Consider the following 21,550-nt stretch of genomic DNA (forward strand, 5'->3'; position numbering starts at 1 on the left):
TCGCAGGGCAGTGCGCACGGAATGGACAGGAGGCGGCCCTTGACCGTCGACGACCCTACGTCCAGCGCGTCCGCGGCCCCCGGCGGCGGCTCCGCCTCCGGCCCGGGTACCCCGATCGGCCGCGACCAGCACACTCCGCACCACGAGGTCGATCACACGGCCCAGCCGACGGCGGATCCGCTCGCCATCCGGCTGGAGCAGCTGATCCTCGGTGCCGAGCGCCGCTACACCCCGTTCCAGGCGGCCCGGAGCGCGGGCGTGTCCATGGAGCTGGCCTCGCGCTTCTGGCGGGCCATGGGCTTCGCCGACATCGGGCAGGCCCGGGCGCTGACCGAGGCCGACGTGCTGGCCCTGCGCCGGCTGGCCGGTCTGGTGGAGGCCGGGCTGCTGTCCGAGCCGATGGCCGTACAGGTGGCGCGGTCCACCGGGCAGACGACCGCCCGGCTGGCCGAATGGCAGATCGACTCGTTCCTGGAGGGGCTGACGGAGCCGCCGGAGCCGGGCATGACCCGTACGGAGGTCACGTACCCGCTGGTGGAGCTGCTGCTGCCCGAGCTGGAGGAGTTCCTCGTCTACGTGTGGCGGCGCCAGCTGGCGGCCGCGACCGGGCGCGTGGTGCAGGTGGCCGACGACGACGAGATGGTCGACCGGCGGCTCGCGGTGGGCTTCGCCGACCTGGTGGGCTTCACGCGCCTGACGCGGCGGCTGGAGGAGGAGGAGCTCGGCGAGCTGGTCGAGTCCTTCGAGACGACCGCGGCGGACCTGGTGGCCGCGCACGGCGGCCGGCTGATCAAGACCCTCGGTGACGAGGTGCTGTACTGCGCCGACGACGCGGCCACGGCGGCGGAGATCGCGCTGCGGCTCATCGAGACCATGGAGCTCGACGCGCAGATGCCCGAGCTGCGGGTCGGGATCGCCTTCGGCACGGTGACCACCCGGATGGGCGATGTCTTCGGCACCACGGTGAACCTGGCCAGCCGGCTGACGTCGATAGCCCCCAAGGACGCGGTCCTGGTGGACGGGGCGATGGCCGAGGAGCTCTCCCGGACCGGGGCGGCCCCGGTGTCGGAGAAGGAGGCGGAGACGTCGCCCGACGAGGGTGCGTCCTACCGCTTCGCGCTGCAGCCGATGTGGCAGCGGCCGGTGCGCGGGCTCGGCGTCGTGGAGCCCTGGTCGCTGACGCGGCGGAAGCGGGCGGGCGCGGGGTAGGGCGGGCCGGGCGTGGTGAGACCGCAGGCCCTGCCCGTTTCGGCCGGGAGCCCCTAGGATCCCCGGGTAACGTTCGTTAACCGGGAGGGTTCCTATGGCGTCCGAGGCCGTGTCCGAGTCGGAGTTCGTGGCGGTACGCCGCCACGAGGGCGGGGTCGCCGAGCTGGTCCTGGACCGCCCCAAGGCGATGAACGCCGTGTCGACCGCGATGGCCCGCGCCATCGGGGCGGCCTGTGCGGAGCTCGCCGCCGACCGGTCCGTACACGTGGTCGTGCTCTCCTCCGCGGCGGAGCGGGCCTTCTGCGTCGGGGCGGACCTGAAGGAGCGGAACTCGCTCTCGGACGCCGAGCTGGTGCGGCAGCGGCCGACCACGCGCGGGGCGTACGGGGGCGTGCTGGAGCTGCCGATGCCCACGATCGCGGCCGTGCACGGGTTCGCGCTGGGCGGCGGCTTCGAGCTGGCCCTGGCCTGCGATGTGATCGTCGCCGACGAGACCGCGGTGGTGGGTCTGCCCGAGGTGTCGGTGGGCGTGATCCCCGGCGGCGGAGGTACGCAGCTGCTGCCGCGCCGGGTGGGTGCGGCGCGGGCCGCCGAGCTGATCTTCACCGCGCGCCGGGTGGAGGCCGCCGAGGCGCTGTCCCTGGGGCTGGTGGACTCGGTGGTCGCGGCCGGGCAGGACACGGCCGAGGCCCTCGCCCTGGCGTCCCGGATGGCGGCTAACTCCCCGGTGGGTCTGCGAGCCGCCAAGCGGGCGCTGCGGCTGGGCCACGGGATGGACCTGGCGGCCGGTCTGGAGATCGAGGACGCGGCCTGGCGGACGGTGGCCTTCTCCGGCGACCGGGCGGAGGGCGTGGCGGCGTTCAACGAGAAGCGCAGGCCGAACTGGCCGGGGGAGTAGCCACCCGGCTGCGGGGCGCCGGACGGGCCCGGCTCACGGGCGAGGGCCCGGCTCACGCGCGGGGCCCGGCTCGCGCGCAGCCCCCGTCGATCACCCCTGGTGATCTTGGAAGCACCCAAAGTCGTGCCAATTGTCTCCAAATCTGACAAAAGTCCCTAGCCTGGGGTGATGGGAGTTGACGGGCGGCTACGGGCCGTGGTGGGACTCGCTCAGGCGATGGCCGCGGCGTGCGCGCCGCGGGACAGCGTGCGGGCGGCCGCGCGGGGGGCCCGCGTGGCGCTGGACGGCTCGTTCGCCGCGATCTCCGCGTGGGAGCGGGAGCGGGGGCGCCTGCGGGTCCTGGTGAACGAGGGGGAGCGGCGGGCCGGCGAGGAGGAGTTCCCCGAGGACGAGTCGTACCCCGTGCACGACTTTCCCGAGATCACCGAGTTCCTGCACGAGCGGTGGGTGGGCGGCGGCGGCCCGCACGCCTGGGTGGAGAGCGCCGTCGGTGACCGGCCGGGGCGGCGCGGGGAGGCCCTGCGCCGCCGGGGCCGCGGGACCTGCGTGGTGGCGCCCGTCGTGCTCAGCGGGCGGGCCTGGGGTGAGCTGTACGTCGCCCGGGACGAGGGGCTGCCCGACTTCGACGAGGACGACGCCGAGTTCGCCACCGTGCTCGCCGCCGTGGTCGCGGCCGGTCTCGCGCAGAACGAGCGGCTGGAGGAGGCCCGGCGGCTCGCCTTCACCGACCCGCTGACCGGGCTCGCGAACCGGCGGGCGGTCGACATGCGCCTCGACGAGGCCCTGGAGGAGCACCGGCGGACCGGGGTGGTCGTCAGCCTCGTCGTGTGCGACCTGAACGGCCTGAAGAAGGTCAACGACACCCTCGGCCACGCCATGGGCGACCGGCTGCTGGAGCGGTTCGGGTCGGTCCTGAGCCTGTGCGGGGCCATGCTGCCCGGATCGCTGGTGGCCCGCCTCGGCGGCGACGAGTTCTGCCTGGTCGGGGTCGGTCCGACGGCGGACGAGATGGTCCGCGTCACCGAGGAGGTGTGCACCCGGGCCGCCGAGCTGGAACTGGGCGAGGGGGTGGCCTGCGGGGTGGCCTCCACCGGGGATCCGATCGGGCCGGTGAAGTCCTCCCGGAGGCTCTTCAGGCTCGCGGACGCCGCCCAGTACAAGGCGAAGGCCGCGCGCTCGCCCAAGCCGGTGGTGGCGGGGCGGGACACCGCGGTGGTCCGGCTCGCGGACGCCGCCGCCCAGGAGGCTCCCGGGGAGCGGCGCCGCTTCCGGGGCCGCCAGTGACCGGCCGCCCGCGGCCCCGGCCCGTAAGGGGTCCAGCCGCCGCGCGATCGTGACAGGTTCAGCTAGTGACATGAAGCGATTCAATCCGTAGGGTGCTGAATATGGATATGCACACTGTCGTGGTGGGGACGTCCGGGACCACTGCCGAGGACGTCATCGCCGTAGCGCGCGGCAACGCGCGGGTCGAGCTCTCCGCCGAGGCGCAGGACGCACTCGCCCGTGCCCGTGAGATCGTCGACGCCCTCGCCGCCAAGCCCGAGCCCGTCTACGGGGTGTCCACCGGGTTCGGTGCGCTCGCCTCCCGGCACATCAGCCCCGAGCTGCGTGCCCAGCTCCAGCGCAACATCGTCCGCTCGCACGCCGCCGGCATGGGCCCGCGCGTCGAGCGCGAGGTCGTCCGTGCGCTGATGTTCCTGCGCCTGAAGACCGTCGCCTCCGGTCACACCGGCGTACGCCCCTCCGTCGCGCAGACCATGGCCGACGTGCTCAACGCCGGGATCACCCCGGTCGTCCACGAGTACGGCTCCCTCGGCTGCTCCGGCGACCTCGCGCCGCTGTCCCACTGTGCGCTCGCCCTCATGGGCGAGGGTGACGCCGAGGGCCCTGACGGCACCGTCCGCCCCGCCGGCGAGCTGCTCGCCGAGGCGGGCATCGAGCCCGTCGTGCTCCGCGAGAAGGAGGGCCTGGCCCTCCTCAACGGCACCGACGGCATGCTCGGCATGCTGGTCATGGCGCTCGCCGACCTCGGCAGGCTCTACACCTCCGCCGACATCACCGCCGCGCTGACGCTGGAGGCGCTGCTCGGCACGGAGAAGGTGCTCCAGCCCGAGCTGCACGCCATCCGCCCGCACCCCGGTCAGGGCGCCTCCGCCGCGAACATGGCCGCCGTCCTGAAGGGCTCCGGGCTCGTCCGCCACTACCAGGAGGAGACCGCCCCGCGCGTGCAGGACGCCTACTCCGTGCGCTGCGCCCCGCAGGTCGCCGGCGCGGGCCGCGACACCATGGCGCACGCCGCCCTGGTCGCCTCCCGCGAGCTGGCCGCCGCCGTCGACAACCCGGTGGTCCTGCCCGACGGCCGCGTGGAGTCCAACGGCAACTTCCACGGGGCCCCGGTCGCCTACGTGCTGGACTTCCTCGCCATCGCGGCCGCCGACCTCGGCTCCATCGCCGAGCGCCGCACCGACCGGCTGCTCGACAAGAACCGCTCGCACGGTCTGCCGCCGTTCCTCGCGGACGACGCCGGCGTGGACTCCGGTCTGATGATCGCCCAGTACACGCAGGCCGCCCTGGTCAGCGAGATGAAGCGGCTCGCGGTGCCGGCCTCGGCCGACTCGATCCCCTCCTCCGCCATGCAGGAGGACCACGTCTCGATGGGGTGGTCGGCCGCGCGCAAGCTCCGTACCGCCGTCGACAACCTGACGCGGATCATCGCCATCGAGCTGTACGCGGCCACCCGCGCCATCGAGCTGCGCCACGGGCTGACCCCCGCCCCGGCCAGCCAGGCCGCGATCGCGGCCGCCCGTGCGGCCGGTGTGGAGGGTCCCGGGCCGGATCGTTTCCTCGCCCCCGACCTGGCCGCGGCCGACGCGTTCGTCCGCAGCGGCGGCCTCGTCGCCGCCGTGGAGCCGGTGACGGGTCCGCTCGCCTGACGAAGGCTGCGTACGCGGCGAAGGGCCGCCCCGGGATCCGTCCCGGGGCGGCCCTTCGCCGTGGTCAGGGCGTGTGCGAGCGGCGGACCGAGAAGGCGACGAACCCGGCCCCGACGCCGAGGAAGAGCGTGCCGCCCAGGAGATAGGGGGTGGTGTCGACGGATCCGGTGGCGGCGAGCAGCGGCTGCGCGGCCGGTTCGGCGGAGGTCCCCGTGACCGTTCCGGGGGCGCCGGAGGAGTCGGTGGCGTCGGTGGCCGTTCCCGCGGCGTTCGCGCCCGTGGGCACGCCTGAGCGGGTCTCCGTGGCCCCCGGTGAGGTCGCGCCCGCGGAGGGCACGAACCACAGGGCGGCGAGGAGGGTGGTCGCTCCGAGAGCGGTGAGCAGCGGTCGGCGTGCGGACACGGTGCGATCCCCCTTGTGGCAGCAGCGAATTGGCCGTGTGCGGTGATGCTACGGAAAGGGGCGGGTCGTGGGAAAGTCGGGGCTGCCGCGGGCTTACTCTCCGTCGTATGAACTCTTCTGAGACATCACGATACGTACGGCTTCGGGTGGATTTGGTTCTTGAGGTGCCGGACGTTCAGGCACTCACCGGAGCCGCCCTCGCGCACATCAAGGCCGACGAGTTCATGCCGGACGAGGAGCGCGGCCACGCCGAGTCCGCCGTCCGGGAGGACGAGTCGGAGGCCCTCGCCTACCTTGTCGACCCCACTGACCTGGTCGCGGAGATCCCTGGCGTGGAGCTCGCCCAGGCCTCCTGGAGCAGCGAGCCCGTCGAATACGACCCCGAGTCGATGGAGTGGGACCTGGACGAGGAAGATGGGGACTTCGACGAGGAACCCGACAACGCCTGACCGTGTGGTGGCCCACATCCCAACGGAATGTGGAACCGGCCCGCGCCGTTAACGCGTTGTCAGGACCAGGCAGGGGGTTCGTCCCCCTGCCGGGCCAATCCCGGGACGGCGGCGTTCCGGGTATCCGGCAACGATGGAGTGGCGTGTGAGGACGGACAGTAAGCGGCGGAGAAGGTCCCTGGTGGCCATATCCGCCGTTCTCGGTGGGGTACTGGTGCTCTCGGCGTGCGGCGGCGGGGACGACGACAAGCCGAAGGGCAAGGGCGATTCCGCCAGCGCCCAGGCGGACGTCGACGCGGCGGCGGCCAAGGATGCTTCCAAGGCCAAAATAACCATCACGCCGAAGGACGGCGCCACCAACGTCGGCCTCAACGACGCGGCCAATGTCGCCGTGACCGACGGCACGTTGACCCTGGTCGAGCTCAAGACCAGCGAGGGCGCGGCCGTGGCAGGCAAGATCGCCGCCGACGGCAAGAGCTGGAAGCCCGACGCCGCGCTGAAGCGCTCCACGAAGTACGCGCTGGCGGCGACGGCCAAGGACGCCGACGGCAAGGAGGCGCACGAGAACGCCTCCTTCACCACCGTCTCGCCGGAGAACAGCTTCGTCGGCTCGTTCATACCGGACGACGGCCAGACGGTCGGTGTGGGCATGCCGGTCTCGATCTCCTTCAACAAGCCGATCAAGGACCAGAAGGCCGTCCAGGCGGCGATCACCGTCACCTCCAGCAGCGGTCAGGAAGTCGTCGGCCACTGGTTCGGCGCGCAGCGCCTGGACTTCCGCCCGGAGCAGTACTGGCAGGCGAACTCCACCGTCACGATGAAGCTGGCACTGGAGGGCGTCCAGGGCGCTCCCGGCGTCCAGGGCGTCCAGAACAAGACCGTCACCTTCAAGATCGGCCGCAGCCAGGTCTCCACGGTCGACACGAAGACCAAGAAGATGACGGTCACCCGGGACGGCGCGGTCCTCAAGACCATTCCGATCTCGGCGGGCTCCCCGGAGAACCCGACCTACAACGGCCAGATGGTGATCTCCGAGAAGTTCAAGGAGACCCGGATGGACGGCTCGACCGTGGGCTTCAAGGACAGTGAGGGCAAGGGCGAGTACGACATCAAGGACGTCCCGCACGCCATGCGCCTGTCCCAGTCCGGCACCTTCCTCCACGGCAACTACTGGGGTGCTGACTCGGTCTTCGGCAGCGCGAACACGAGCCACGGCTGTGTCGGCCTGAACGACGTCAAGGGCGCGGGCGACCCGAACCAGCCGGCCGCCTGGTTCTACGACAACTCGCTCATCGGCGACGTGGTCACCGTGGTGAACTCCCCGGACAAGACCATCAAGCCGGACAACGGCCTCAACGGCTGGAACATGAGCTGGGCGGAGTGGAAGGCCGGCGCGGCCGTCTGACACCCCCGGAACGCGACGGACGAACGGCGGGGATCCCTCACGGGGTCCCCGCCGTTCGTCGTGGGAAACCGCCGGATTCCCCGCCGCGAGATCATCTAGGGTCCCCGGTATGACCGTCCGCGCGCTGCCGCTGCCCCCCACCGATGCCGAAGTCGACGCCTGGACCGCCGTCCTCGCCGCCGCCCAGGCCGTCGACCTGCCGCAGGGGCCGCCGCCCGCCCGGACGGAAGTGGCCGGACGGCTGCGCGTCACGCCGGCGCGCGGCCGCGCCGCCCTCTGGACCGCGGACGGGGGAACGGGCGTGGCGGCCCTGCTGCTGTTCACGGACGAGGCCAACGCGCACACCGCCTTCCTCGACGTGCTCGCCGTACGCCCGGACGCCCGCCGCCGGGGCCTGGGCCGGGCCCTGTGGGAGCAGGTCCGGGCCGAGCTGCTCGCGCAGGGCCGGACCTCGGTCTCGACGCTGGTGGACCTGGGCGGGCCCGGGCAGGCGTTCGCGGAGTCCCTCGGATTCGAGAACGTACTGCCCATGGCCTGGTACGAGCAGGACGTGCGGCCGCAGCGGCCCCGGGACGGGGACTTCGCCCCGGACGCCCCTGCTTGCGCCAGCGCCGTAGCCCCCGGGTACGAGCTGCACGCCTGGCACGGCCGCGTGCCGGACGACTGGGCGGGACCGCTCGCCACGGCGCACGGGGCGATGGAGGACGCGCCCATGGGGGACATCGACGAGAAGACCGAGCGCTGGACGCCGCAGCGACTGCACGCCTCGCACCGGCTGATCCTGGACCGGGGCGGCGAGATCACCACGGTCGCCGCGGTGACCGGGGAGGGTGAGGTGGCCGCGTACACGGAACTGGTCCTCCCCGACCCGGCCGGCCCGCGCGCCCTCCAGTACGACACGGTCGTCGCCCCCGCCCACCGGGGCCACGGTCTGGGCGGCGCGGTCAAGCGGCACATGCTGGAGCTGGCCCTCCACCGCTACCCCGGCCTGCGCCGGATCGACACGACGGTGGCCGACGAGAACATCCCGATGCGGGCGGTGAACGAGCGCCTGGGTTACCGCCGGGCCCGCCCCGCGGCCTACTACCAGCTCAGCCTTTAGCCGCCGGGTTCCGCGCCCCGGCCTCCTGCGACGGGGCCGACCACGACGACAGCAGACGCAGGGCGTCCGCCGACGGGGAGCCGGGGACGGCGTGGAAGGTGACCAGGGACTGCGCCGGGTCGTCCGGCAGCGTCAGCGTCTCGAAGGACAGCCGCATCTCACCCACGAGCGGGTGCCGCAGCAGCTTCTCCCCGTGCGTCTTGTCCGCCACCGTGTGCGCCGCCCACAGCCGCCGGAACTCCTCGTTCTTCACCGACAGCTCACCGACCAGGGCCGACAGCCGCTCGTCGTCCGGGTGCTGACCCGCGTACATCCGCAGATTGCTCACCACCTCGCACGCCCGGCACTCCCACTCCCCGTACAGCTCCGCCGTCGCCGGGTCCAGGAACACCAGCCGCACCAGGTTCCGTTCGGCGGCCGGCAGCGCCCCGAAGTCCCCGAAGACCGCGGCTGCCAGCCGGTTCCATCCGATGACGTCCTGCCGGTGCCCGACGAGGTACGCCGGTACGCCGCACATCGCGTCCATCAGCGTCCGCAGCTCCGGACGCACCTCCTGCGGCCGCCGGCTCTGGCGGCGCCGGTGCGCCTTGGGCCGGGCCAGGTCCATCAGGTGCGCCCGCTCGGTCCCGTCCAGCCGCAGGGCCCGCGCGAGCGCGTCCAGCACCTCCACCGACACGTTGTGCCCGTCGCGCTGCTCCAGCCGCGTGTAGTACGCGACCGACACCCCCGCCAGCTGCGCCAGTTCCTCACGGCGCAGCCCGGGCACGCGCCGCCGGCGCCCGTAGTCCCGCAGGCCCACGTCCTCGGGGCGCAGCCGCGCACGGCGGGAGCGGAGGAACTCGCCGAGGCAGGCTCGCTGATCAAGCTGGTCCATCCCGCCAGTATCCCCGGGCGGCGGGTCGCGGAGCAGGCGTGAGCCTGACCCCGTCAGGGGTAGGTTCGCCAGTCGTAGGAAGGACAGGGGGCTGGGCGGATGCCGCACGGACGGGCAGCGTGGGGGCCGTTGCAGACGTAGGCCACCGTTCGAGGAGCACCCCCATGTCCGTCACCCCCACCGCCCAGGCCGCCGCTGCCGCCTCTGCCGCCCCCGCGACCCGGGTCGCCGCGTACGCCGCTCCCGCCGCAGGGGCTCCGCTGGAGCGCACCACCATCGTGCGCCGCCCCGTCGGCGAGCACGACGTCCTCATCGACATCAAGTACTCCGGCATCTGCCACTCCGACATCCACCAGGTGCGCGACGGATGGGGCGAGGGCATCTACCCGATGGTCCCCGGCCACGAGATCGCCGGAGTCGTCTCCGAGGTCGGCGCGGCCGTCACCCGCTTCTCCGTCGGGGACCGGGTGGGCGTCGGCTGCTTCGTCGACTCCTGCCGCCGTTGCGAGTACTGCCTTCGGGGCCAGGAGCAGTACTGCGTCGAGGGCATGACCGGCACCTACAACGCCCTCGACCGCGACGGCGAGCCCACGTACGGCGGTTACTCCACCCACCTCGTCGTCGACGAGAAGTACACCGTCCGCATCCCGGACGGCCTCTCCCTCGACGTCGCCGCCCCGCTGCTGTGCGCCGGCATCACTCTCTACTCCCCGCTCAGGCACTGGCAGGCGGGCCCCGGCAAGAAGGTCGCCGTCGTCGGCCTCGGCGGCCTCGGCCACATCGGCGTGAAGATCGCGCACGCGCTCGGCGCGGAGGTCACCGTCCTGTCGCAGACCCTCCGCAAGAAGGAGGACGCCCTGAAGCTGGGCGCCACCCACTTCCACGCCACCGGCGACGGGGCGGCCTTCGATGAACTGGCCGGCCGGTTCGACCTGGTCCTGTCCACCGTCTCCGCGCCCCTCGGCCTGGACGCCTACCTCGGCCTGCTGAAGGTCGACGGGGCCCTGGTGAACGTCGGCGCTCCGGAGGAGCAGGTCTCGCTCAACCTCTTCTCCGTCATCACCGGCCGCAAGACCCTCGCCGGGTCGATGATCGGCGGGGTCGCCGAGACCCAGGAGATGCTCGACTTCTGCGCCGGGCACGGACTGGGCGCCGAGATCGAGCTGATCCGCGCCGATCAGATCAACGAGGCGTACGAGCGGGTGCTGGCGAGCGACGTGCGCTACCGCTTCGTGATCGACGCGTCGACGATCTGACGTGGGGGCCGCGTCCGGCGAGCGGTGCCCGGCCGCGGCGTCTTCCCTCCCGGCCACGGCCACCCCGACCGGACGCGGACGCCCGCTCCTCCCGCTCCTCCTTCGACCAGACCTCGTGGGCCCGGGCCCAGGTCACGGTCGGGTGAGACGCCCCTGCCCGGCGGGCCACCTGAAGACGTAGCGATTCGCGCCGCGGTCGAAGTGCGCGCGCACCGGATGCGGCGCGAGCCCGAACTCCTCCTCGGCCCACCGCAGGAGCGCCGCGGCCAGCCCCTCCGGCTGGAAGTCGGCCTCGGGGAACAGCACCCGGTCCACCGTGACCAGCGTGTGGGCGCAGGGCCCCCGCGCGGCGAGCGCCGGACCCGCGAGGGCCAGTCCGCGGCGCAGCCACGCCGCCTCCCCGGCGGTGAGCCGCTTGCCCCGCCGGTCCGAAGGCGGATGGGCGAGGACGGGGGAGACGTCCAGCCACACCCCGTCCGCCACCCGCTCACCGGTTACCGGCACTCCGGCGCCCACCGACGCCGAGGCCGTCAGCTCGACCCAGATGCCCCAGGCGCCGAGGCGCAGCCGGTACCGGGTCGTGCGCGGGGACCCCACGAACGGCTGCTCGGGCCCGTGCGCGGGGTCGGCGGGCACCGAGGTCAGGCCCCCGGGGCCTTCGCGACGCCGATCGGGCACGAGACGCCCGTGCCGCCGATGCCGCAGTAGCCGCCCGGGTTCTTGTCCAGGTACTGCTGGTGGTGCGCCTCCGCGGGCCAGAAGGGGCGCTCCGACGCCGGGAGGACCGCCGTGGTGATCGGCCCGTAGCCCGAGGAGGCCAGGACCTGCTGGTAGGCCGTGCGGGAGGCCTCCGCCGTCGCCTGCTGGGCGGGGGAGTGGGTGTAGACCGCCGAGCGGTACTGGGTGCCGACGTCGTTGCCCTGGCGGAAGCCCTGGGTGGGGTCGTGGGACTCCCAGAACAGCTTCAGGAGCGCCGCGTAGGACACCTGGGACGGGTCGAAGACGACACGGACGACCTCGGTGTGGCCGGTCCGGCCCGAGCACACCTCCTCGTAGGTCGGATTCTCGGTGAAGCCGCCCTGGTACCCGGCCAGCGTGGTCCACACGCCGGGGGTCTGCCAGAACTTGCGCTCGGCGCCCCAGAAGCAGCCCAGGCCGAAGTCGGCCACCTCGAGGTGCGCGGGATAGGGGCCGGACAGCGGGTTGCCCAGCACGGTGTGCCGGTCGGGGACTGAGAAGAGCGGCTCCGCGCGGCCCGTGAGGGCTTCCTCGCGGGTGGGGAGCTCGGGCGTACGGCGGTACGAGAACATGGATTCCCTCCTTGTGGGAGTGACAACGTGCGGAGGGCGGGCCGGGATTCCCCGGCCCGCCCTCCGCCCCCGCACCGGTCAGAGGCCCGGAGTGGCCACACCCACCGCCCAGTCACGGGCGTACAGGTACCGGCTCTTCGGCGATCCCGCGTAGGACCACGGCAGGGCGCCGATGTACCCGTCGATGTGGCGGAACTGCTCGACGGCCTGCTCGTCGCGGTCCTGCCAGAACAGCAGGTACGCCAGCATGTGCCGGATGCGCGCCGTCCCCGGGTGGTCGTCACCCGCCGCCGCCAGGTCCAGGAGCGCCGCGTCCACCGCGGCGACGATCTCCGGCTCCTTGAAGAACGTCTCCGCCGCCAGGTCCTCCTCGTGCGTCTCCTGCTCGAAGTACGCGATCAGCGGCAGCAGCGACAGCAGGTCACCGGGAGCGCCGACGGCGGCCGACTCACGGGCGAAGGCGAGCGCCAGCTCGTGCGAACCGCGCCACTTCTGGCACCAGTACTGCAGGCCGCTGACGTGCGACCACAGCACCTTCGGGTCGCGCTCGACGACCTGTGCCCACAGCTCGCGGTACCGCTCGTGCGAGTACCCGAGGCCCTGCCCGATGGGCTGCTCCACGATGTACGGGGTCGGGTCAGCAGGGTCGGCGAGGCGCTGGGCCGCGTGGGCGGCCTCCTGGGCCTTGACCAGCAGCTCGCGGAAGAGCCGGAACTGCTCCTGCGTGGTGCGGCTGCCCGACTGGCCCCCGCGTACGTTCCACGCCACCATGATCGCCGTGTCGGCGTCGACCAGGGCGGCCGTCGGGTCCGAGGGCCGCGCCGCACGCCAGGCCAGCAGCCACGCGTCGTCCTCGGCGGCCGCCTCGGCGAGCGGGCGGACCCGCTCCATGCGCTCCTGCCAGTCCTTCCCGGCCGCCTCGATGTAGGCGGCGCCGGCCTCCCAGTCGCCCGACCGGACCGCGTCCAGGACGGCGGTCCGCTCCGGCGGCACCGGAGCCGGGTTCTCGGTGTCGAGGTCGGCCTCGGCCACGAAGCCCAGCGCGACGACCGCAGCCGCCTTCTCGGCCTTCTGCTCGGCCTTCACCGCATCCGTACCGGCGTTCAGGGTGCCGATCTCGGCCTCCAGGGCCTTGGCCTTGCGGATGTAGTAGACGCCGCGCAGGAACTTGAACGCGCCGAACAGCAGCACGGCGCCCAGGATGTAGAGGCCGATCACGGGGCAAGCACCAGCTTTCGCAGGGGTTCGGTGTCGGGCAGGTCCGCCACGGCCGCGTCCAGGGCCGGGCCCAGCCGGTCCTCGAAGCCGTCGGCCGGGTAGTGCAGGGCGGCCGAGTCGGACCAGGACAGCTGCCAGCGGGCGGCGCCGCGGGCCGTCAGCTCGACGGTGACCAGCTGGTTCAGGGCGCGCCGGACGACCGGGCGGGCGAATTCGCGCGCCGTGCGGCCGGTGGCGGCCTGCGCCTGCTCGGACTTCGGGAAGCGGTCGGCGATGCGCCAGCGCACCGCCGGGTCGGCGTCGAACGCGTCGAGCACGGCGTCCAGCCCGGGGCCGGCGCCCTCGGCGGCGAAGGCCTCGCGGATGTCCTCCGCGCCCTGGCCGACGTACACCGTCATGGACGCGTGGACGAGGTCCTCCCAGTCGACCCGCTCGAGCGCGAGCGCCTCCGGGGTGAGGACGACCTGCTCCAGCGCGGCCAGCGCCGCGTCGGCGTCGGCCAGCAGCTCCAGGGCGGGCCGGGCGGCCTGCCCGGCGCGGCCGTCGTCGGGCAGGGCCTCGATGCGGGCCACGCGCTCGGCGAGCGCGGGGTGGGAGTCGTAGGGGGAGGCGGGCTCGGTCGACAGCTCCCGGCGCAGCTCCTCCAGGTCCTCCGAGCGCGCCTCCAGGAGCCGGCGCAGACCGCCGAAGACCTCACCGGGGCGGGGCAGCAGGCCGGCGCCGACGCCGAGGGTGGCGTACGAGCTCATGTAGAAGTCGTGGGCCGAGCCGAGGGCGTTGAGCTCGCGCAGCGCGGAGGCGGCGGAGTCACGGCCGGCGATCCGGACCGAGGCGAGGTCGGCGGCCAGCTCCTGGCGGCGGGAGGTGGAGAGGGTCGCGCGCATGTAGAAGTTGCCGTACGCGATGTAGATCTTGGCCATGGCGCGGTACATCGCGCCCTCGCCCGCGGTGTCGACGCCCTTGGCCTGCTTGCCCTTGGCGATCCGCTTCTCGTCCCTGCGCTCCTGCTTCGCGCGCTCCTTGGCGACCTTCTTGTCGGCGCGCTCGTGGAAGTGACCGATGGTGCGGATCAGCTGGGCGCGCCCGCGGGCGATCAGCGGGGTGAGGCGCGTGTCGAAGTTGGCGTAGTGGCCCATCTCGTGGGCGAGCACGGCGCGCAGCTGCATCTCGTCCAGGCCCGCCATCAGCGGCAGACCGATGTAGAGCCGGCGGGTGCCGGGCCGCAGGCCCAGCAGCCGGGCATCCTCGGCGACGGCCGCGTTCACCTCGTCGATCAGCACGATCTCGTCGGGGGCACGGGTGCCGACCTGCTGCGCGATGTCGCGCACGATCCGCCACAGCTCCGGCTCCTGCGCCTCGACGACGGTGAGGCCGGCCAGGGGCTCGCCCTTGGGGGTGCGCAGCATGAACAGGCCGCGCACGATCGGGACGGTGAGGACGACGGAGGCGAGGAGCAGTTTCGCGACGATCGGGCCGTGCAGGAAGCTGACGACGGCGAAGTCGATGCCTCCGAGGGCCGCCAGCAGGAACACGCCGAGCAGATAGAAGCCGGCGAGCAGGACGAGAGCGCGCAAGGCGCGCAGTGAAGCGCCCATATGGACAGATCCCCCCACGGGATGAAAGCGGTGCTGAAGTGGGTGGCAGGGCAGACGGCCGCCACCGCCGCATCATGCGGCCTGCGATTACTTACAGCAACTTTATTGGCCAGGGATCTGGCCCCGTCCGGCAGGGGGTGACCTGCAGGGCGGGGCCACCCCGGGACGCCCGCAGGCCGGGCGCACCCACCCCGCACCCGGTCCGCGGCCGTCCCACGGCCGCCGGCCAACGCCCGCAGGCCCCCGACCCGACCCCGCGCCCCGCCGGGAGGGCTACTGCGGCAGGGTCGCCGGCGACCCGCCGTTCGCCTCGTACCCCGCCACCGCCATCGCCCGGTACACCGCGTACACCGCCGCCGGGTCGTCCGCCTCGGACCACGGCAGCGCGCCCACGTAGCCGTCCACGTGCCGCACCTGCTCCATGGCCTCCGCCCACCGCTCCATGCAGACCAGGAACATCAGCAGCAGGTGCCGTACGTGCGCCACCATCGGGTCGTCCTGCCGCGCCGAGTGCACCGCGTACAGCGCGCCCTCCACCGCCCGCGTGACGACCGCGCTCCGGTAGAAGCTCGGGCTCAGCACGATGTCCGGCTGGTTCTCGCGCAGCGCGAACATCGGCAGGGCGGCCAGCAGCGAGCCCTGCGGGGCGCGCGCCGCGGCCGCGTGCGCGAAGGCGTCGGCCTTCTCCCGCGAGCCGTGCCAGGCCGCGCCCCAGTAGTGCAGCGCCGCGAGATGGGCGCCCATGTGCTCCGGGGCCCGGTCGATGACCTTCGCCCACAGCTCGTCGAACTCCGCCTCCGGGTACGCCAGTCCCCGCGCGATCGCCAGCTCCGTGATGTACGGGACCGGGTCCCCCGGCGCCAGCAGCGCGGCCCTGCGGCACGCCTCCCGCGCCTCCTCCAGGATGATCCGGTGGTCGTCGGAGCCGACCCCGCCCGACTGCCGCCACGCCTGCTGCACCAGCAGCTCCGCGTGCACCTGCGCGCCGCCCGGGTCCTTCTCCGCCTCCAGCCGCCACGCCTTCAGCCACTGCGCGCCCACACCGGGCTGCGCCGCCAGCTCAAGGGCCGCCGCACCGCCGAAGGCCTGGACGCGCTGCCAGCGCCGCTCGCCCTCCCGCGGGGTCCCGGCGAGCAGCTGCGAGGCCGCCTGCCACCGGCCCGTCCGCTGCACGTTGTCGAGCGCGTCCATCAGGTCCTGGTCGGGACCGGGGACCCGGATGTCGAGCTCTTCCTGCCGGTCGAATCCGTAGTTCGCCGGGTCGGCGGCGTCAGGGCTGTCCGGCGTGACCAGGCGGATACCGCCGCGCCGGCGCCGGATGTACGGACTGACGATGATCGCGATCATGACCACCGCGAACACGAACCACAGAATCTCCATGCCTCCAGCGAACCAGACGGAGGGGGGAGCGGGCCAATAGGGGGGTGGGCCCGGTGCGGGCATAGCATCGGACCATGAGCGACGACAGCCACGAGCACCAGAGCTTCGAGACCCGTGCGATCCACGCGGGCAACACGGCGGACCCGCAGACCGGCGCGGTCGTGCCCCCGATCTACCAGGTTTCCACGTACAAGCAGGACGGTGTCGGCGGGCTCCGCGGCGGTTACGAATACAGCCGCAGCGCCAACCCGACCCGGACCGCGCTGGAGGAGAACCTCGCGGCGCTGGAGGGCGGCCGCCGCGGTCTCGCCTTCGCGTCCGGCCTGGCCGCCGAGGACTGCCTGCTGCGCACCCTGCTCGCCCCGGGCGACCACGTGGTCATTCCGAACGACGCGTACGGCGGCACCTTCCGCCTCTTCGCGAAGGTCGTCTCCCGCTGGGGCGTGGAGTGGTCGGTGGCCGACACCTCGGACCCCGATTCGGTACGGGCGGCCCTCACCCCGAAGACGAAGGTCATCTGGGTCGAGACCCCCTCCAACCCGCTGCTCGGCATCACCGACATCGCCGTCGTCGCCGACATCGCGCGGACGGCCGGCGCCAAGCTGGTCGTGGACAACACCTTCGCCTCGCCGTACCTGCAGCAGCCGCTGGCGCTGGGCGCGGACGTGGTCGTGCACTCGCTGACCAAGTACATGGGCGGGCACTCCGACGTGGTCGGCGGCGCGCTGGTCGCCGCGGACGCGGCGCTGGGCGAGGAGCTGGCCTACCACCAGAACGCGATGGGCGCGGTGGCCGGTCCGTTCGACTCCTGGATCGTGCTGCGCGGCATCAAGACCCTGGCCGTGCGCATGGACCGGCACGCGGAGAACGCGGGCAAGATCGTCGAGGTGCTCAAGCGCCACCCGAAGGTCACCAACGTGCTCTACCCGGGCCTGCCGGAGCACCCGGGCCACGAGGTCGCCGCCAAGCAGATGCGCAACTTCGGCGGCATGATCTCCTTCCAGGTCGCCGGCGGCGAGGAGGAGGCGGTCGCGGTCTGCGGCCGCACCAAGATCTTCACCCTGGCCGAGTCCCTGGGCGGCGTCGAGTCCCTGATCGAGCACCCGGGCCGGATGACGCACGCTTCGGTGGCCGGCTCGGCGCTGGAGGTTCCGGCGGACCTGATCCGTGTGTCGGTCGGCATCGAGAACGCGGACGACCTCATCACGGACCTCACCCAGGCCCTGGGCTGACCCCACCCCGCCGGGCCCCTCCCCGGGGCCCGGCGCCCCCCCACCCCTCCGGCCGCTTCGGGCTGCGCCGGGCGAATCCCAGCCCCGCCGGCGTTTGAGGCGCGGGGTCTGGGGCGGAGCCCCAGGGAACCCGGCTCCGCCGGGCACCGGGCTCTGCCCGGACCCGCGCCTCAAACGCCGGCGAGGCTGAAGAGCGGGGCACCGGGCTCTGCCGGGGACCCGCGCCTCAAACGCCGGCGAGGCTGAATCGGCCCCGGCGAGGCTGAATCGGCCCGGCGCAGCCGGAGTCGGCACGGCAGAGCCGGAGGGGGTTACCAGCCCTCCAGGGGTGGGGAGATGCCGCTCGGCGGCGCGGCCCAGGGGTGGGTCAGGGAGGCCCACACCGTGAAGGCCACCGCCGCCGCGAAGAGCACCGCCCAGCCGAACCGCCGCAGCGCCCTGCGGCGCCGTACGATCCGGTCGCCCCGGGCTGCCGCGCCCGCCGCCAGCCCCGCCGGCACCGTCGGGTAAGGGCCCTCCAGGAGCCGCCTGACCTGGGCCTCCTTGCGGTCCGGTATCCCGCTCACGCCGCCTCCCGGGACCTCAGCGCGGCCACGGCCCGGTTGCACAGCACCCGGACCCGCTCGACCGGCAGCCCCAACTGCGCCGCCGTGACCTCCTCCGCGACCCCTTCGTAGAGCCGCAGCACGAGGACGAGCCGCTCCGGCGGGCTCAGCCGGGCCAGCAGACCGCTGCCGCCGTGGTGGCGCCAGCCGGTCCGGGCGAAGGCCGTGCACAGTTCCTGGCGGGTGAAGTCGTACGGGTCGTCCCCGCGCAGGCGCCGCCAGTTCGCGTACGTCCGGGCCAGCGCGCCCGCGAGCAGCCGGCGGGCCGATTCCGGCTCCCCTGTCAGCAGTACCGCGACATGCAGGAGCCGCCCTGCCGCGCCGGCGACGAAGGCCTCGAACTCCGCGTAGGAGCCCGCCTGTTGATCAACCACCCGCATAGTCCACATAGTGCGGGCAGCGGGGCGGGCCAGGTCAAGAGGACTGACGGACTCCGCTCAGGAGGCGGGTCCGGCTTCGGCCACGGCCGCCATGAGGTCGGACAGCGACAGGTTGAAGCGCGTCAGCAGCCCCGTGAAGGATTCGCGCTCGCCCTCGCTCCAGTCCTCCGTCACACGGGCCATCAGCTCGCGCCTGGAGGAGCGCACCTCCTCCAGCCTGGCCAGCCCCCGCGGGGACAGTGCGAGCACCACGGCCCGCCCGTCCTCCGGGTGCGAGGTCCGCTTCACCAGACCGCTGTCGACCAGAGGCGCGACCTGCCGGGTCACGGTGGAGGAGTCGATGCCCATGCCGCCGGCGAGCGCCTTGACGCCCATCGGGCCCTCCAGGTCGAGCCGGTTCAGCAGCAGGTAGGCGGCGCGGTCCATCGAGTTGCGGGCCTGGCCCACACCGCCCAGACGGGTCTGCTCGGCACGGCGGGCGAAGACCGCCACCTGGTGCTGGAGCGCGTCGAGGAGACCGGCTCCGGCGGGCGCGTCGGGCGCCGCGGGCAGATCGGAATTGGCCGGGGTGGAGGGCATGGCCGTGGGCTCTCTTCGCGTGGGTCCGACAAGGTTGGGGGACAGAGTACGCGGCCGTGCGGCGGCTCGTACGCTCCGTACGAGAACTGATACGGCCGGTCGGTGCCCCCGTCCCGCGGGTGTACCGGATGGCGAGATTTCGCCCCTGCCGGAGTCCGGCCCGGGGTGCTCCCCGAGGCGCGGCCCGCACGACCTGCGGCAGCCCCTCCGACAGGGCCTTCCTCCGGCCCGCCGCCGCCCGGCAGGCACCCCGGCAGGCAGCCCCCGCAGCCGGCCCCGGGCCGGGCCCTGCCGCGACTGCGAGACTGGCGGCATGAACTACCGCGTGCCCCAGCCCGTCCCGCAGGTCATCCTCGACGACATCCGGGGGGCTCAGAAGATGCTGTCCGGCGTCTCCCGGGTCACCGCGATGGAGGGCAGCCGGCACCTCTCCTCGCTCACCGGCTCCCCGGTCCACCTCAAGTGCGAGAACCTCCAGCGCACCGGCTCGTTCAAGCTCCGCGGCGCCTACGTACGCATCGCGGGCCTGCGCCCCGAGCAGCGGGCCGCCGGTGTCGTCGCCGCCAGTGCCGGCAACCACGCGCAGGGCGTGGCGCTCGCCTCCTCCCTCCTCGGCGTCCGCTCGACCGTGTTCATGCCGGTCGGGGCGCCGCTGCCGAAGGTGGCCGCGACCCAGGAGTACGGCGCCGAGGTGCGCATGCACGGGCAGGTCGTCGACGAGACCCTCGCGGCCGCCCAGGAGTACGCGGACCGCACCGGCGCGGTGTTCATCCACCCCTTCGACCACCGCGACATCATCGCGGGCCAGGGCACCGTCGGCCTGGAGATCCTGGAGCAGTGCCCGGAGGTGCGGACGATCCTCGTCGGGATCGGCGGCGGCGGTCTCGCGGCCGGTGTCGCGGTCGCCGTCAAGGCGCTGCGGCCGGACGTACGGATCATCGGTGTCCAGGCGGCCGGCGCCGCCGCGTACCCGCCCTCGCTCAAGGTCGGGCACCCCGTATCGATCGACGACCCGAACACGATGGCCGACGGAATCAAGGTCGGCCGCCCCGGCGACGTCCCCTTCAAAATCATCGGCGAGCTCGTCGACGACGTGCGTACGGTCTCCGAGGACGCTCTCTCCAGTGCCCTGCTGCTGTGCCTGGAGCGGGCCAAACTGGTGGTCGAACCGGCCGGGTGCAGCACGGTCGCGGCCCTGCTCAGCGAGCCCGAACTGTACGGCGGCGGCCCGGTGGTGGCCGTCCTGTCCGGCGGGAACGTCGACCCGCTGCTGCTCCAGCGGATCCTGCGCCACGGTATGGCGGCGGCGGGCCGGTACCTGTCCCTGAGGCTGCGCGTGGCGGACCGCCCCGGGGCCCTGGCCGGGCTCCTGGCGGTGTTGTCAGTGGTGGATGCGAACGTGTTGGACGTGAGCCATGTGCGGACGGACCCGCGGCTGGGGCTCACGGAGGTGGAGGTGGAACTGCACCTGGAGACGAAGGGCCCGGAGCACTGCGCCGAAGTCGCGCGTTCCCTGCACGGCGCGGGATACAAGGTGATGAGCTAGGGGCAACGCCCTTGGCTGTGCGCAGCCGCGGAGAAGCCGCACGCGGACATCCCCCGTTCGGCCGAGCAGGACCTGCCGGGCGCCTCTAGGATTTGCGTAGAAATGCCCTGAATATCCTGATTCTACTGGCCTGATTCAACGGGAGAATCCATATGCCAGGCGCTATCTACGCCGAAGGTCTGGTCAAGACCTTCGGCGACGTACGGGCTCTGGACGGCGTGGACCTCGATGTCCCCGAAGGCACCGTCCTGGGTCTGCTCGGCCCGAACGGCGCGGGCAAGACCACGACCGTACGCGTCCTGACCACCCTCCTGCGACCCGACAGCGGCAAGGCCGTCGTCGCCGGCATCGATGTCCTCAAGCACCCCAACGAAGTCCGGCGCGCCATCGGCCTGTCCGGCCAGTTCGCCGCCGTCGACGAATACCTGACGGGCCGCGAGAACCTCCGGATGGTCGGCCAGCTCTACCAGATGAAGGCCAAGGCGGCGAAGGCCCGGGCCGCCGAACTCCTCGAACGCTTCAACCTCGGCGACGCCGCCGACCGCACGGCCAAGACGTACTCCGGCGGCATGCGCAGGCGCCTCGACCTCGCGGCCGCCCTCGTCGTCAGCCCGCCCGTGATGTTCATGGACGAGCCGACCACCGGACTCGACCCCCGCAACCGCCAGCAGCTGTGGGGGATCATCCAGGAACTGGTCGCCGGCGGCACCACCCTGCTCCTCACCACCCAGTACCTGGAGGAGGCCGACCACCTCGCGCACGACATCTGCGTGGTCGACCACGGCAAGGTCATCGCCCGCGGCACCTCCGACCAGCTCAAGGCCCGCACCGGCGGCGAGCGCGTGGAGGTCGTCGTCCACGAGCGGGACCACATCGCCTCCGCACGCGAGGTCCTCGCCGCCTTCGGCAAGGGCGAGACCACGGTCGAGGACCACACCCGCAAGCTGACCGTGCCCGTCTCGGGCGGCGCCAAGCTGCTCGCCGAGGTCATCCGCGAACTGGACGGCCGGGGCATCGAGATCGACGACATCGGCCTGCGCCGCCCCACCCTCGACGACGTGTTCATCTCGCTGACCGGCCACGCGGCCGAACGGGCGGCGGAAGAGAACGCCGACGGGGCGCCCGGCCCCGGCGCCAAGGGCCGCAGCGCGGCCCGGAAGGAGGCGGCGAAGTGAG

Annotated in this window: 21 protein-coding genes; 11 read left to right on the forward strand and 10 right to left on the reverse strand. The window is 73.1% G+C overall.

The annotated features are described in order from the left end of the window. Positions 1 to 39 precede the first annotated feature (39 nt). The 4 genes from OG444_RS24215 (at position 40) to hutH (ending at position 5,040) form a co-directional block, all read left to right on the forward strand. A complete protein-coding gene (locus OG444_RS24215; protein ID WP_383201661.1) occupies positions 40 to 1,209 on the forward strand; it encodes an adenylate/guanylate cyclase domain-containing protein in 1,170 nt (389 codons plus the stop codon). A 94-nt stretch (positions 1,210 to 1,303) separates the two neighbouring features. Then, on the forward strand, positions 1,304 to 2,107 hold the full coding sequence (locus OG444_RS24220) for an enoyl-CoA hydratase/isomerase family protein (RefSeq protein WP_327264142.1): 804 nt from the start codon (positions 1,304 to 1,306) through the stop codon (positions 2,105 to 2,107). A gap of 168 nt (positions 2,108 to 2,275) precedes the next feature. After that, positions 2,276 to 3,391 (forward strand): GGDEF domain-containing protein, encoded by a 1,116-nt coding sequence (locus tag OG444_RS24225; protein WP_327264143.1) that lies wholly within the window; start codon positions 2,276 to 2,278, stop codon positions 3,389 to 3,391. A 107-nt stretch (positions 3,392 to 3,498) separates the two neighbouring features. Next, on the forward strand, positions 3,499 to 5,040 hold the full coding sequence (gene hutH / locus OG444_RS24230; RefSeq protein ID WP_327266910.1) for a histidine ammonia-lyase: 1,542 nt from the start codon (positions 3,499 to 3,501) through the stop codon (positions 5,038 to 5,040). Between the two features lie 64 nt (positions 5,041 to 5,104). On the opposite strand, the gene OG444_RS24235 is transcribed toward hutH, so the two are convergent. Then, entirely contained in the window at positions 5,105 to 5,443 is a 339-nt protein-coding gene (locus tag OG444_RS24235; protein ID WP_327264144.1) for a hypothetical protein, read from the reverse strand. A gap of 164 nt (positions 5,444 to 5,607) precedes the next feature. On the opposite strand from OG444_RS24235, the gene OG444_RS24240 reads away from it, so the two are divergent. From OG444_RS24240 to OG444_RS24250, 3 genes are all read left to right on the forward strand, one after another. After that, positions 5,608 to 5,892, forward strand: a complete 285-nt coding sequence (locus OG444_RS24240) for a hypothetical protein (protein ID WP_327264145.1) — start codon at positions 5,608 to 5,610, stop codon at positions 5,890 to 5,892. Between the two features lie 133 nt (positions 5,893 to 6,025). Next, positions 6,026 to 7,297: a L,D-transpeptidase gene (locus OG444_RS24245; RefSeq protein WP_327264146.1), complete on the forward strand. Its 1,272-nt coding sequence runs from the start codon at positions 6,026 to 6,028 to the stop codon at positions 7,295 to 7,297. A gap of 109 nt (positions 7,298 to 7,406) precedes the next feature. Then, complete coding sequence (locus tag OG444_RS24250) at positions 7,407 to 8,399, forward strand: GNAT family N-acetyltransferase (protein ID WP_327264147.1); 993 nt, start codon at positions 7,407 to 7,409, stop codon at positions 8,397 to 8,399. On the opposite strand, the gene OG444_RS24255 is transcribed toward OG444_RS24250, so the two are convergent. After that, positions 8,389 to 9,273, reverse strand: a complete 885-nt coding sequence (locus tag OG444_RS24255) for a helix-turn-helix transcriptional regulator (protein ID WP_327264148.1) — start codon at positions 9,271 to 9,273, stop codon at positions 8,389 to 8,391. The genes OG444_RS24250 and OG444_RS24255 overlap by 11 nt on opposite strands. A 164-nt stretch (positions 9,274 to 9,437) precedes the next feature. Here OG444_RS24255 and OG444_RS24260 point away from each other — a divergent pair, with 164 nt between their 5' ends. Next, the gene (locus tag OG444_RS24260) at positions 9,438 to 10,529 is read left to right on the forward strand and encodes an NAD(P)-dependent alcohol dehydrogenase (protein WP_327264149.1); all 1,092 of its coding nucleotides are present in this window, start codon (positions 9,438 to 9,440) and stop codon (positions 10,527 to 10,529) included. 132 nt (positions 10,530 to 10,661) lie between these two features. Here OG444_RS24260 and OG444_RS24265 read toward each other — a convergent pair whose 3' ends face one another. The 5 genes from OG444_RS24265 to OG444_RS24285 form a co-directional block, all read right to left on the reverse strand. Continuing rightward, the gene (locus OG444_RS24265) at positions 10,662 to 11,207 is read right to left on the reverse strand and encodes a hypothetical protein (RefSeq protein WP_327267076.1); all 546 of its coding nucleotides are present in this window, start codon (positions 11,205 to 11,207) and stop codon (positions 10,662 to 10,664) included. After that, positions 11,171 to 11,839 (reverse strand): peptide-methionine (S)-S-oxide reductase MsrA, encoded by a 669-nt coding sequence (msrA, locus tag OG444_RS24270; RefSeq protein ID WP_327264150.1) that lies wholly within the window; start codon positions 11,837 to 11,839, stop codon positions 11,171 to 11,173. Before msrA ends, OG444_RS24265 begins: the two co-directional genes overlap by 37 nt. A gap of 78 nt (positions 11,840 to 11,917) precedes the next feature. After that, entirely contained in the window at positions 11,918 to 13,057 is a 1,140-nt protein-coding gene (locus OG444_RS24275; protein ID WP_327264151.1) for a hypothetical protein, read from the reverse strand. Further along, the gene (locus tag OG444_RS24280; protein WP_327264152.1) at positions 13,054 to 14,652 is read right to left on the reverse strand and encodes a M48 family metallopeptidase; all 1,599 of its coding nucleotides are present in this window, start codon (positions 14,650 to 14,652) and stop codon (positions 13,054 to 13,056) included. Before OG444_RS24280 ends, OG444_RS24275 begins: the two co-directional genes overlap by 4 nt. Positions 14,653 to 14,925: 273 nt before the next feature. Further along, positions 14,926 to 16,032 carry a hypothetical protein gene (locus OG444_RS24285; protein WP_327264153.1) on the reverse strand — a complete coding sequence of 369 codons (1,107 nt, stop codon included), beginning with the start codon at positions 16,030 to 16,032 and terminating at the stop codon, positions 14,926 to 14,928. Between the two features lie 74 nt (positions 16,033 to 16,106). On the opposite strand from OG444_RS24285, the gene OG444_RS24290 reads away from it, so the two are divergent. Further along, positions 16,107 to 17,264, forward strand: coding sequence for a cystathionine gamma-synthase (locus OG444_RS24290; protein ID WP_327264154.1), 1,158 nt, complete (start codon positions 16,107 to 16,109; stop codon positions 17,262 to 17,264). Between the two features lie 311 nt (positions 17,265 to 17,575). Here OG444_RS24290 and OG444_RS24295 read toward each other — a convergent pair whose 3' ends face one another. The 3 genes from OG444_RS24295 to OG444_RS24305 form a co-directional block, all read right to left on the reverse strand. Further along, entirely contained in the window at positions 17,576 to 17,830 is a 255-nt protein-coding gene (locus OG444_RS24295; protein WP_327264155.1) for a hypothetical protein, read from the reverse strand. Then, positions 17,827 to 18,243, reverse strand: coding sequence for a sigma factor-like helix-turn-helix DNA-binding protein (locus OG444_RS24300; protein WP_327264156.1), 417 nt, complete (start codon positions 18,241 to 18,243; stop codon positions 17,827 to 17,829). Before OG444_RS24300 ends, OG444_RS24295 begins: the two co-directional genes overlap by 4 nt. A 63-nt stretch (positions 18,244 to 18,306) precedes the next feature. Then, positions 18,307 to 18,828, reverse strand: coding sequence for a MarR family winged helix-turn-helix transcriptional regulator (locus tag OG444_RS24305; protein WP_327264157.1), 522 nt, complete (start codon positions 18,826 to 18,828; stop codon positions 18,307 to 18,309). A gap of 313 nt (positions 18,829 to 19,141) precedes the next feature. Between OG444_RS24305 and ilvA the strand changes: the two genes are divergently transcribed. Both ilvA and OG444_RS24315 read left to right on the forward strand, forming a co-directional pair. Beyond that, a complete protein-coding gene (gene ilvA, locus OG444_RS24310; protein ID WP_327264158.1) occupies positions 19,142 to 20,374 on the forward strand; it encodes a threonine ammonia-lyase in 1,233 nt (410 codons plus the stop codon). Positions 20,375 to 20,526: 152 nt separating this feature from the next. After that, entirely contained in the window at positions 20,527 to 21,549 is a 1,023-nt protein-coding gene (locus tag OG444_RS24315; RefSeq protein ID WP_327264159.1) for an ATP-binding cassette domain-containing protein, read from the forward strand. The last annotated feature ends 1 nt before the right edge of the window (position 21,550 follow it).

It is taken from the genome of Streptomyces sp. NBC_01232, from assembly GCF_035989885.1.
Taxonomy (GTDB): domain Bacteria; phylum Actinomycetota; class Actinomycetes; order Streptomycetales; family Streptomycetaceae; genus Streptomyces.